Source organism: Rummeliibacillus sp. TYF-LIM-RU47 (genome assembly GCF_008638315.1).
GTDB lineage: Bacteria > Bacillota > Bacilli > Bacillales_A > Planococcaceae > Rummeliibacillus > Rummeliibacillus stabekisii.
This window is the reverse complement of sequence record NZ_VVIR01000001.1, coordinates 143,861-156,989: the sequence shown is the minus strand read 5'-3', so window position 1 is coordinate 156,989 and position 13,129 is coordinate 143,861. Positions and strand designations below refer to the sequence as shown.

General features: G+C 41.9%; 9 protein-coding genes. All 9 read right to left on the bottom strand.

Going from position 1 to position 13,129, the window contains the following annotated elements:
* Positions 1-452 precede the first annotated feature (452 nt).
* Complete coding sequence (gene icmF, locus F0527_RS00835) at positions 453-3,701, bottom strand: fused isobutyryl-CoA mutase/GTPase IcmF (protein ID WP_150283448.1); 3,249 nt, start codon at positions 3,699-3,701, stop codon at positions 453-455.
* 117 nt (positions 3,702-3,818) lie between these two features.
* Positions 3,819-4,445 (bottom strand): TetR/AcrR family transcriptional regulator, encoded by a 627-nt coding sequence (locus F0527_RS00830; RefSeq protein WP_150283447.1) that lies wholly within the window; start codon positions 4,443-4,445, stop codon positions 3,819-3,821.
* Positions 4,446-4,448: 3 nt separating this feature from the next.
* Positions 4,449-5,585 (bottom strand): acyl-CoA dehydrogenase, encoded by a 1,137-nt coding sequence (locus tag F0527_RS00825; protein ID WP_150283446.1) that lies wholly within the window; start codon positions 5,583-5,585, stop codon positions 4,449-4,451.
* Positions 5,586-5,644: 59 nt separating this feature from the next.
* Entirely contained in the window at positions 5,645-6,778 is a 1,134-nt protein-coding gene (locus F0527_RS00820; RefSeq protein WP_150283445.1) for an acyl-CoA dehydrogenase, read from the bottom strand.
* A 493-nt stretch (positions 6,779-7,271) separates the two neighbouring features.
* The gene (locus F0527_RS00815) at positions 7,272-8,123 is read right to left on the bottom strand and encodes a 3-hydroxybutyryl-CoA dehydrogenase (RefSeq protein ID WP_150283444.1); all 852 of its coding nucleotides are present in this window, start codon (positions 8,121-8,123) and stop codon (positions 7,272-7,274) included.
* Between the two features lies 1 nt (position 8,124).
* Positions 8,125-9,330 carry an acetyl-CoA C-acetyltransferase gene (locus F0527_RS00810; protein WP_150283443.1) on the bottom strand — a complete coding sequence of 402 codons (1,206 nt, stop codon included), beginning with the start codon at positions 9,328-9,330 and terminating at the stop codon, positions 8,125-8,127.
* A gap of 189 nt (positions 9,331-9,519) precedes the next feature.
* Positions 9,520-11,667, bottom strand: a complete 2,148-nt coding sequence (locus F0527_RS00805; protein ID WP_150283442.1) for a (Fe-S)-binding protein — start codon at positions 11,665-11,667, stop codon at positions 9,520-9,522.
* A 289-nt stretch (positions 11,668-11,956) separates the two neighbouring features.
* Complete coding sequence (locus F0527_RS00800; RefSeq protein ID WP_150283441.1) at positions 11,957-12,643, bottom strand: hypothetical protein; 687 nt, start codon at positions 12,641-12,643, stop codon at positions 11,957-11,959.
* The gene (locus F0527_RS00795) at positions 12,640-13,128 is read right to left on the bottom strand and encodes an ECF transporter S component (protein WP_150283440.1); all 489 of its coding nucleotides are present in this window, start codon (positions 13,126-13,128) and stop codon (positions 12,640-12,642) included. The genes F0527_RS00800 and F0527_RS00795 overlap by 4 nt, the downstream gene beginning before the upstream one ends.
* Between the last annotated feature and the right edge of the window lies 1 nt (position 13,129).

Sequence of the window (13,129 nt, the reverse complement as noted above, 5' to 3'; positions counted from 1 at the left end):
TGATTTGTATGGGCAGCCATAACTATCAATAACTTTGAGTCAACTTTTGCTTCTTTCACGTCGCAACAAATCCCTACATTATCTTATATTCATTGTTGCACGAATCAATTCTTCTTCTTTTCTAAGCGTAAGCGGTAATAGCCATATGCAAAAAGGTAGATCGCTAAGAGCAGGAATGAGACCGCGCCAAGTTGCTTATCATAGGTAAAATAAGTCAAAATCAAGCACAATAGTATTACTATGAAATGAATCGCGATTTTCACTGCATTCTCACTCCTTCAACAATAATCCCATCCAATATAAGTCAAAAAGAAGAAGGCCTAATCATAGGATTAGACACTTCCTCATATGAACAAATAAACGTTGTTTGAATAAAGCATACTCCTGATTTTATGATTCGTAAAGCCTAAAGAGCAAGAATTCAATTGAGAATAATGGAAGGAATGTTTCAGCTACATATTTCTTCTATATTGGCCGCCAACTTCATATAGAGCATTTGTAATTTGGCCAAGACTAGCAACCTTAACTGTTTCCATTAATTCACCAAAAATATTGCCGCCATTTTTTGCTGTTTCTTTCAGCTTGCTAAGTGCTGCATCCACTTCATCCTTGTGGAGTTCCTTAAAGACCCGCAAATTCTCAATTTGTGTCTCTTTTTCCTCTTTAGAAGCTCGTGCGATTTCCATCGAGTTAATGGACTCCTGTGAAGGAGGATTAGGATTTAAATACGTATTCACACCAATAATCGGCAGTTGCCCTGAGTGTTTCAGCGATTCATAGTGCATAGACTCTTCCTGGATCTTACCACGTTGGTATTGAGTCTCCATTGCCCCTAATACACCTCCGCGGTCATTCATTCTGTCGAATTCCTCAAGCACTGCCTCTTCCACTAGCTGTGTCAATTCTTCGATAATAAATGCTCCTTGCAGAGGATTTTCATTCTTAGTGAGACCATGTTCTTTTGTGATGATCATTTGAATGGCCATTGCGCGTCTCACCGACTCTTCAGTTGGCGTTGTGATGGCCTCATCATACGCATTTGTATGCAATGAATTGCAATTGTCATGCAATGCCATCAACGCTTGCAAAGTAGTCCGGATATCGTTAAAGTCTATTTCTTGTGCATGAAGACTTCTTCCCGATGTTTGGATATGATATTTTAATTTTTGACTACGTTCATTAGCACCATATAAATTTCGCATCGTAACAGCCCAAATTCTTCTCGCTACCCGACCGATTACACTATACTCAGGATCAAGGCCATTTGAGAAGAAGAAGGATAGGTTTGGCGCAAAGTCATCGATGTTCATGCCACGGCTTAAATAATATTCAACATAGGTAAAGCCATTCGCTAATGTGAATGCAAGCTGTGAAATTGGATTAGCGCCCGCTTCAGCAATGTGGTATCCAGAAATCGAAACAGAGTAATAATTCCGCACTTTTTCATTAATGAAATACTGCTGGATATCCCCCATCATCCGAAGTGCAAATTCTGTCGAGAAGATGCACGTATTTTGACCTTGGTCTTCTTTTAAAATGTCCGCCTGTACAGTACCGCGAACGACATTCAACGTATTGGCTCTTGTTTCCGCAAACTCTTCCACAGTCAATGTCCGGCCAAGCTCGCTCTCTCTCAAACGTACTTGTTGGTCAATCGCAGTATTCATAAACATAGCCAATATAATAGGCGCAGGACCGTTTATTGTCATTGATACAGAGGTTGAAGGCGCACATAAATTGAACCCGTCATATAGCTTTTTCATATCATCTAGCGTACAAATGCTGACACCTGATTCCCCTACTTTACCGTAGATATCCGGCCGTTCATCTGGATCTTCCCCGTACAATGTCACGGAATCAAATGCTGTAGATAAGCGTTTTGCATCGTCATCTTTCGATAGATAATGGAAGCGGCGATTTGTTCGTTCCGGTGTTCCTTCACCAGCAAACTGGCGTTTTGGATCCTCTCCTTCGCGTTTAAACGGAAAAACACCTGCAGTATACGGGAATGCACCCGGCACATTTTCAGCATAAACAAAGCGCAAAATCTCGCCATAATCTTCGAACTTCGGCAATGCAACTTTAGGAATTCTGAGACCTGACAAACTCGTAGTTGTCAGCAAAGTACGGATTTCTTTGTCGCGCACTTTTGTTACTAATTCATCGCCGCTATAGCTTTCTTTCAGCGTATGCCAATTTTTCAGTATTTGCTTAGATTCTGCAGTAAGCTGATCTTTAACACCTTCCATTAGTTGATTCAAAGACTCTACAAGTGCTTCTTCGCCATGCTTTTCTTGTACAAGCTTTAGCGTGCCTTCTAATTGATATAGTTTTCTCGCTAGATCTGCTTGCTGTGCTGCCTTTTTATGATAACTCCTCACCGTATCGGAGATTTCACGCAAATAGTAGCGGCGGTCATTTGGAATGATGACATTTTGTTTTTGCGTTTTAACGAATTGCTCATAAGATGTTTGCCAATCATAGCCACATTTTTCGTTAATGGTGCGAATTAATGCTGCAAATAATGAGTTGGTTCCCTTGTCATTAAATTGGCTCGCAATCGTTCCATAGACAGGCATATGATCAAGATTTTCATCCCACAATTCATGGCTGCGCTGATATTGCTTTTGAACTTGGCGAAGCGCATCTTCAGACCCTTTTCTTTCAAATTTATTAATGACGATTAAATCGGCGAAATCAATCATATCGATTTTTTCTAGCTGTGTAGGAGCACCAAACTCACTTGTCATCACATACATAGATAAGTCGGACACTTCAGTAATCGCTGCATCCCCTTGTCCAATACCACTTGTTTCTACAATGATGAGGTCGAAGCCAGCGACTTTGACAATATCCAGTACATCTCCTAAAGCTGAAGATAACTCCGTATGAGAATCTCGTGTTGCTAGGCTTCGCATGTAAACCCGATTATTAAAAATAGCATTCATGCGGATACGGTCTCCAAGCAAAGCACCACCTGTTTTTTGCTTCGTTGGGTCAATTGAAACGATAGCGATCTTTTTATCAGGGAATTCATGCAAGAACCGGCGGATCAACTCATCCGTCAATGAACTTTTTCCTGCACCACCTGTACCTGTTATCCCAAGAACCGGCGTATGTTTAGATAGCTTTCTTGCACGTTCCAAAAGCGTGGCTGTTTCTTCATTATCCCCTTCTTCTGCTGCTGTAATCAGCTGTGCCAGCAACTCAGGCTTCTCAGTTGAAAGTACGTCTAATTGATCAAGAAGGTCTTTTTTGACTGTAGAAAAATCACTTCTTTCAATCATTTGATTAATCATGCCTTGCAGACCCAAATTCATACCGTCCTCGGGTGAAAATAGACCTTTTACGCCATAATCATGCAACTCTTTGATTTCTTTCGGTAGGATAACGCCACCCCCACCGCCAAAAATACCGATATGCGGGGCTTTCTTTTCATTCAACAGATCATACATATATTTGAAGTATTCCATATGGCCGCCTTGATAAGAGGAAATAGCGATCCCTTGTGCATCCTCTTGAATAGCAGCGTTTACTACCTCTTCAACAGAGCGATTATGCCCAAGATGAATGACTTCCACTCCGCTAGATTGCAAAATGCGTCTCATGATATTGATAGATGCATCATGCCCGTCAAAAAGGCTAGAGGCTGTGACGAATCGTACATGATTCTTCGGTTTGTAGATTTCAGCTTTTACCATTTTTATAAATCCCCCTTATTGAACAAAACTTCTCTCAATCCCTTATTAAAAAGAAAAGGCAAGGCTAGTGATCCACCCACATTGCTGTTTGTGTATTCCATCCTTGCGCCGTTCCACTTAGCTCAACATACCGTTTAATAATATGTTTGTTTGCATTTTGATATAATCTTCTATTTTATAATCTTTGCGCCATACCCATCTTCTAAATGCCCATGCCTGACCTTGGATAACAATTTGATGTGCCAATAGTTTAATTTCCTTTGGCGAAAACTTCATTTGATCAAGTTCTACGCATCCTAACAGTAAATTTTCAAAAATGCCAGCCATTTCGATTTCTTTCGCTAATACATAATCAAGCGCATCTTTTGGCAAGGACTTTGACTCTTGGTACATCACGAGCATTTCATCTTGCATTGAATCCACAAGCATGTAATACTGCGTAATCGCTTCAATCAATCCCTCAATGCTCGCTTCTCGCTGCTGGAAAGGTCCCAATTGACGCTGAACCTCAAGATAAATACGGTCGCAAACAAGGTAAAGAATATCTTCTTTTGTGCGGATATATTCATAAAGCGTTCCGATACTAAAGCCGGCTGATTTGGCGATTTCCCTCGTAGTAGTCCGATGGAAGCCTTTTTCTTTAAAGAGGCGAACAGCGCCCTGAATCATTTCTGTGCGCCTCTTTTCAATTAAGACTTCATCCTTAATCGAGGTATGAATCCGTTTTTTTTGTTCATTTTCCATACATTATTTCAAAAGCATACGAGAGATTACAAGGCGTTGGATTTCTTGAGTTCCCTCATAAATTTGAGTGATTTTTGCATCACGCATAAAACGCTCTACAGGATAATCCTTCGTATAGCCATATCCGCCGAATACCTGCACCGCTTCTGTGGTTACTTTCATCGCTGTATCGCCAGCCATTAATTTTGCCATTGCCGATTGTTTGCCATATGGCAGGTTATTGGATTCAAGCCACGCCGCTTGGTACGTTAACAGGCGAGAAGCTTCTGTTGCAGTCGCCATATCTGCTAATTTAAATGATACCCCTTGGTTTGCAGAGATTGGCTTACCGAATTGCACGCGTTCTTTGGCATACAGTGTTGCTGCATCAAGCGCACCTTGTGCAATACCTACTGCTTGCGCTGCAATGCCGTTTCGTCCGCCATCTAAAGTTTTCATTGCAATTTTGAAACCGTCGCCTTCTGCACCAAGCATATTCTCCTTTGGCACACGGCAGTTATCAAAGATGATTTCAGTTGTTGGTGATGAACGAATGCCCATTTTCTTTTCTTTCTTCCCAACAGAGAAACCTTCATAATCAGCTTCTACGATAAATGCTGACGTGCCATTTTTTGCTTCTGGATCTGTCACTGCGAATACTACGTAAATATCAGCGATGCCGCCATTAGTAATAAAGATCTTTGAGCCATTTAATATGTAGTGGTCACCATCCAACTTTGCAGTTGTTTTCATGCCGCCTGCATCAGATCCCGAACCAGGTTCTGTAAGGCCATAAGCACCGATTTTCTTCCCTTCAGCCATTGGACGAAGATATTTTTGCTTTTGTTCTTCTGTCCCAAATTTATAAACGGGCCACCCAGCAAGTGATGTGTGTGCAGATAATGTTACACCTGTTGATGCACATACTCTTGAAAGCTCTTCTACAGCAATGACATATGCTAAATAATCAGAGCCGATACCGCCGTATTCTTCTGGCCAAGGTATACCTGTCAAACCAAGTTCCGCCATTTGATCAAAAATAGCGCGGTCAAATGTTTCATTTTCATCGCGTTCAGCAGCACTTGGCGCTACTTCATTTTCTGCAAAATCTCTAACCATTTTGCGTATCATTTCATGTTCTTCTGATAGTGTAAAATTCATTGTCAAATCCCCTTTGTTTGATATTTACTTTCTATCTTTTTACCGTGAAACCTAATGACCTATTCTAAGCTCCTTGATATAACCATCCGTTGAATCTCACTAGTGCCTTCATAAATCTCAGTCACTTTCGCATCGCGGAAATATCGTTCAACAGGATAATCTTCCGTATAACCATAACCACCAAAAACTTGAATAGCCTCTGTTGTCACTTCGACAGCTGTTTTTGATGCAAATAATTTAGCCATTGATGCTTCTGTTCTACACGGCTTCCCTAGCGAACGTAAATGGGCTGCTCGATATACTAACAATCTCGCCGCTTCTACAGCGGTGCCCATATCCGCCAATTTAAACGAAACGCCTTGATTGGCTGCAATCGGTTTGCCAAATTGGATACGCTCATTTGCATAGCGAACAGATTCCTCCAGCGCCGCTTCAGCAATCCCTAAGCTCTGTGCCGCGATACCAATTCTTCCGACATCTAAGTTAGCCATAGCGATTTTGAACCCTTCACCTTCTTCACCCAGCAAATTTTCTTTAGGAACTCGCATTTGCTCAAATGTTAGCTGAACTGTCTTAGAACCATGAAGGCCCATTTTCTTTTCATTTTTCCCTATAACAAGGCCTGGCGTGTCTTTGTCGACGATAAACGCTGATATACCCTTTGTTCCCTGTGTTGGATCTGTTGAGGCGAACACGATATACACATCCGCTTCGCCGCCATTTGTAATAAAGACCTTTGAGCCGTTCAATTCGTAGTAATCCCCATGCTTTACTGCTTTTGTTTTAAGAGATCCTGCGTCTGATCCGGCTGATGGCTCTGTTAAGCAAAATGCACCCAGATACTCCCCGCTAGCCAGCTTTGGCACATAGCGTTTCTTTTGTTCTTCTGTGCCAAAATAGAGTATCGGATTTGTTCCGACCGATGTATGCACAGACAAAATCACCCCGATGACTGCACTTACTTTAGATAGTTCATGGATGGCAATGATATAGGATGTAAAATCCATTTCTGAACCGCCATATGCTGCAGGTGCGGTAATGCCCATAAGCCCTAGCTCTCCCATTTGCGCTAGGATATCGCGTGGAAATTCCCCTTTTTCCAGTTGATCAACTTGCGGTGCAATTACTTCTCTTGCAAAATCACGAACCATCTTTTGCATCATCATTTGTTCTTCCGTGAATTGTAGATTCATGATGTCTCTCCCTTTTACATCATTTATTTAAAATGCATTCAAAAACAGATATCTATTTTTCTACTACTACTCTGATTTGAATCAAAGTGGAATTAACTCCGCTTTCCTGGGGGCGGGCGATAAGCCTCCTCGCTCGCATCGCTTACTGCGGGGTCTTATCTGTCCCGCTAATCCCCAAGGAGTCTCCGTTAATTCCACTTCCATATAGTTTCCCAAATCATAATAGTTGAGATGAGGGCGAAGTGCGGGCAGCTGTGCGTTCCTGGGGCGAGTGGTAAGCCTCATCGTCAGCTCCGCTTCCTGTGGGGTCTTACCTGACTCGCTAATCCCCAAGGAGTCTCCGCCACCCGCACTTCTACAAAGTTTTAACATCAAATATTTATTATCAAATTCTCTGCAACTATACTTTTAGTACTCTCATGATTACTAGCAGGATTCTGCTCTTGAATTCCCTTTGTATTCTTTTAAATTTTCCTTTAATTACAGTTTTCTACTAACTATATTCGTAGAACCCTCTTCCAGATTTCTTGCCAAGCCAGCCTGCTTTGACGTATTTTCTAAGCAGTGGGCATGGGCGATATTTGCTATCGCCGAATCCTTCGTATAGTGTTTCCATGATATATAGGCATGTATCTAGCCCGATAAAATCAGCTAGCGTCAGTGGTCCCATTGGATGGTTCATACCAAGCTTCATCACTTCATCGATTGCTTCTTTTGTTGCAACCCCTTCATAAAGTGTGAAGATGGCTTCATTGATCATTGGCATAAGTACACGATTTGCCACGAATCCTGGGAAATCATTCACTTCTACAGGTACTTTTTGAAGTTTTTTTGTTAACTCTTCAATTGAGTTATATACTTCATCAGAAGTAGCAAGCCCGCGAATAATTTCGACTAGCTTCATGACAGGCACTGGATTCATAAAGTGCATGCCGATTACTTGTGCTGGTCTATTTGTCACTGCTGCTATTTCAGTAATAGGCAGTGAAGATGTGTTAGAAGCAAGAATGGCATGTTCTGGTGCTATTACATCTAGTTGTTTAAATATAGATTGCTTGGTATCCATGTTTTCAACAGCTGCTTCAATCACCAAATCAACTTCTTTTGCATCCTGAAGTGACAATGATTTAGTAAACCGTTGCAAGACAGCCGCTTTTTCACTTTCGTCCATACGTCCTTTTTCTACATTGCGTGACAGGTTTCGCGTAATTGTGCCTATGCCTCTTTCATACGACTCTTCGCTAATGTCATTTAGCAGTACTTCTAAACCTGCTTGAGCACAAACTTGGGCAATGCCTGATCCCATTTGGCCAGCGCCAATGACCATTACTTTTTGTATTGCCATCTTAGTATCCCTCCGTTGTCGGTACTTCGATCATAATCGCGTCTCCTTGGCCACCGCCCGAACAGATAGCTGCGATACCAATACCACCACCGCGACGACGTAATTCATACGCAAGAGTTAAAATAACACGCGTTCCTGATGCACCGATTGGGTGGCCTAATGCTACAGCGCCGCCGTTAACATTGACTTTTTCTTCATCCAAATTAGCAATTTTACTGCTAGCAAGTGCAACAGCCGCAAATGCTTCATTGATTTCAAAAAGGTCAATTTCTTCTAATGATTTACCTGTCTTTTCAAGTAGCTTGTTAATAACTAATCCTGGTGTCTGCGGGAAATCGTTTGGTTCTACTCCAACCTCTGCGTGACCTAAAATAGTTGCTAACGGTTTTAAGCCATTTTCCTCTGCATACTGCTCGCTCGTTACCACAACTGCACATGCACCGTCGTTAATGCCAGGAGCATTACCTGCAGTAACCGTTCCGCTATCTTTAGTGAAAGCAGGTCTCAATTTGCCAAGCACCTCGATGGATGTATCTTTTCTTGGCGCTTCATCTTGGTCGACAACGACTGGCTCGCCTTTTCGTTGTGGAATGCTAACAGCAACAATTTCTTCACCGAGTTTACCGCCTTCTATTGCCGCAATAGCATTTTGGTGGCTACGCAGTGACCAATTATCTTGTGCTTCTCTTGTAAGTCCAAATTTTTCTGCCGTCTCGTCGCCATACGTACCCATATGTACATGATTTGGTGAGAACGCACATGAAAGGCCGTCATAAACCATGCCATCCACAATGGCTCCGTCTCCCATACGGTAGCCGAATCGTGCTTTTGGCAAATAATATGGCGCTTGAGACATCGACTCCATCCCGCCTGCTACGATTACGTTTTCCTCTCCAAGCCGTATTAATTGATCTGCAAGCGTCACACTGCGCATACCAGATGCACATACTTTATTGATTGTTTCAGTTTTTACAGTGTAAGGTATACCTGCTTTAGTAGCAGCTTGGCGCGAAGGTATTTGGCCTTGCCCTGCTTGCAACACTGTTCCCATAATGACTTCATCTACTTGCTCTGCATCTACATTAGAACGTTTTAATGCTTCTTTAATAGCAGCTCCCCCTAGATCGCTTGCTGCCAAAGAACTTAAACTTCCCCCGAATTTCCCAAACGCTGTACGTGCTCCGTCAATAATCACTGTTTTTTGCAAGTTTGACACCCCTTTTTGTCATTGGTTACGCTTACATAAAAATTGAAATGATGAGTATTTACATTTTGATTGAACGCTCGCTCAATTAACTTTTAGAAAAAAAGAGAGGGCTCTAGCTCTCTCTTTTTTACTTGAGTTAAGTTTATAAAACTTTCAAAATTTATGCAATACTTTAATTTTTTTCTCGTTTTAAACGGTTTCTTCTAAAGGCTCCGGCACTGTTTGTATTTCGCCGCACACTGATTTTTCAAGTAGCTCAGCAATATCATATGTGCCAACCGTTTCTTCCACTTCTTTCGCTTTTGTTCCATCTGATAGCATTGTTAAACAATATGGACAACCTGACGAGATGATAGTTGGATTAACTGCTAGCGCTTGTTCAGTACGCGCCACATTGATTCGGTTTCCAACATGCTCTTCCATCCACATAAGTCCGCCACCAGCTCCACAGCACATGGCTGTATCGCGGTTTCGTTCCATTTCCACTAACTTCACACCAGGGATTGCTTTTAAAATTTCACGCGGCGCATCATACACATCATTGTATCTGCCAAGGTAGCAGGAATCATGGAATGTAATGGTTTCATTCACTGCGTGTTGCGGTTTAATTTTTCCACTCATCACCAGCTCATATAACATTTCTGTATGGTGGAGTACTTCACCATTCCAACCAAAATCACTATATTCATTCTTAAAAATATTGTATGCATGCGGATCGATTGTGACGATTTTTGTGATGCCCGCTTTTTCAAATTCTTTGATATTTGCTTCAGCCAGCTCTTGGAATAAAAATTCATTTCCTAAGCGGCGCGGTGTATCGCCTGAATTCTTCTCTTTGTTGCCCAAGATAGCGAATTTCACACCTGCTTTGTTCATCAAATGCGCGAAGGACAACGCAATTTTTTGTGAGCGGTTATCGAATGACCCCATTGAGCCAACCCAGAATAAGAACTCGAATTCTTCTCCAGCTTTTGTTGCTTCTTTTACTGTAGGAATGTGAAGATCAGGACGAGCATCTCTCCAATTTTCCTTCTCTTTACGGTTGATACCCCACGGATTGCCTTGGCGTTCGATGTTCGTCATCGCGCGCTGTGCATCAGGGTTTACGCGACCTTCTGTCATAGTTAAATAACGTCGCAAGTCAATAATCTTTTCAACATGCTCATTCATAACAGGACATTGGTCTTCACAGTTTCGGCAGGTAGTACATGCCCAAATTTCCTCTTCCGTAATGACATCACCAATCAACGACGGGCTGTATACATCTTCAATTACAGCGCCTTCTGCTCCTGCAGCCATTGCTAGTTGATTACCTTTTGTATGGCCAAAGAACATCTTTGGTACCCAAGGTTGTTGATGTGTTTGTACAGCGCCTGTAAATGTAAGATGATCACGTAACTTTGTCATCAAATCCATCGGTGATAGCATCTTGCCTGTCCCTGTTGCTGGGCACATATTTGTACAGCGCCCGCACTCAACACATGCGTATAAATCAATTAATTGGAGCTGTGTAAAATCTTCTATTTTCCCTACGCCAAATGAAGGCATCTCATCTTCTGATTCACCCTCTTCATCTTCAAGCGCATTAAAATCAATCGGAGTTAATTTCCCTGGCGGTGTCAAAGGATTGAAATATACATTGGCTGGTCCTGCGATTAAGTGCGCGTGTTTGGATTGCGGCACATAGACTAAGAAAGTCAACAAGAATAATAGGTGGACCCACCACATAACGAAGAATACAGTAATAGCTGCCGTTGTTGGCAAGAATGCAAATGCAGTAGCAATCAACGATGCGACTGGCTCAGACCATGTTGCAGATTCGCCATGCCAGATCATGCCCATGCCATTTCCCACAAGAACGGATACCATTAAGCCACCGATAAATAGCAATACAAGGCCTGACTTAAATCCTCGTTTCAAACGTACTAGCTTTTCCACATAACGACGGTAGAACGCCCAGACAACAGCCACCAAAATCACTAAGGTGACGATTTCTTGGAAAAATGTAAAGTAAGGGTATAGCGGTCCAAATGGTAGATGGGAACCCGGCTTTAACCCTTTCCATATAAAATCAATAGCGCCAAACTGAACTAGTAGGAAGCCATAGAAGAACATGACATGAATGGCACCGCTCTTCTTGTCTTTCATTAGTTTCTTTTGGCCAAAAACATACACCCAAATTTTTTCTAACCGTGCTTTAACATTGTTATCAAATTCGGTTTTCTTCCCCATTTTAATGAACTGATAACGCGTTTTTACTAAATACGTAAACAATCCTAAAGCATAAGCGACTACCCCTAAAAACAAGATCCAATTGACGATCAACAATGGATTCATGTTATTCCCCCCTTATGTTGTTACTCCCCTTTGTTTTATCTCAAGAGAATTCTGAAAATACTCTGTTTTGTCTATTGTAAAATATGAATGAGCATTCAGTCAATCACATTTCTAGGATTCTCTTAGAATTTCTGTGAAAATGATTTTCTCCTTCCGTAAACTTTTTTCTAGAAAGCGAAAGTATATTTCAACTTGTCTAAGTATTCTATCATATTTATTTTCTCTCGCCCAATCAATTTTTCTCTAAAAAAACGCCGAGAAATCTAAAGGATGATTTCTCGGCGTAATATTATGGACTGTCTTTCCAGCTAATCGGCAAGAGTAATTCACCGAACAGCGATTGGGCAGTATGTATTTTTTTAGGCTCCACCCCAATTAGAACAACAGTTGATGGACCTGCTGAAGCGTGAGGTTCCCATGCGCAAGTAAAAGGTTTGCTACCAAAAATGCGTTTGATTTCTCCTGCTATTCCTTTCGAGCCCACCGGCCATACAGATGCAATTATATTCCCTTGCCTAGCTTTGTAAATAGATTTCAACGAAGCAACCTTTTCTTTTTCAGCCAGTAGGTTTTCTCCTACAAGCGGTTTGCCGTATGTAAACCATTTGAGCGTTTCTGGAGCTTTTGATTGATAGATTTGCTCTCCTAACATGGTAATCGCTAAGCCTGATTGTAGCGTTTCAATGTTGGACTCAGTACTTCCGCTTATAGGTGGAGAAGAACATTCTATCTCATCGAATACTTGATGAACCCCTTTTAAGTAGCGCACCCATGCTTCGTCGCCGCTAAAGTTATGCATAAGAATGGAATGTGGTTCAGCGCCTGCAGCCCATTGCTCTAAAAGCGTCACGCGAGCCGAAAAATAACTGACCATTTCATCTGGCACATGTACTGTATCTTTCTTTTTTTGCCCAATTGCTCCTGCATTATCCGTTGTAACAATGAGTCCATTTGGTAGTTGTATAGCATTTCTCATCGACACGTGTCTCCCACTTTTCCGGTTACTTTTGTTATTGCCGGTAAGCATAATCCTGCAATAACGGCATTTATAACGGTAGCGATGAATATGCCGGGGGTAATAGCATAGTATGTTTGCGGTGAAATGAGAAAGTAAAACGGCAACGGCGCTAAAATACCGTTTACGATGACAGCGAACAGCCATTTTAGTAGATGATGATTTCGTTGATGAAGTTTAGCAAAACCATAGACTACTGCAAACATTTCGATGGCGATCAGCGCGTGGAATGGAAGCGTCATCGGAAATCCACTAAGCTCTGCAGAGACCATATGTCCAATCGCCGCTGCCGCACCTGCAATCGGGGCAGGCAATAATGCAGCACCCAAAAATGCAGGGGCTGAATCAAGCGCTGCCGAACCGATGCCAACAGGTATTTTAATCATTGCGCCAATTGCACTTAATGCAGCAATCATCGCTGTAAATGTAAGTCTACGATATTTCATG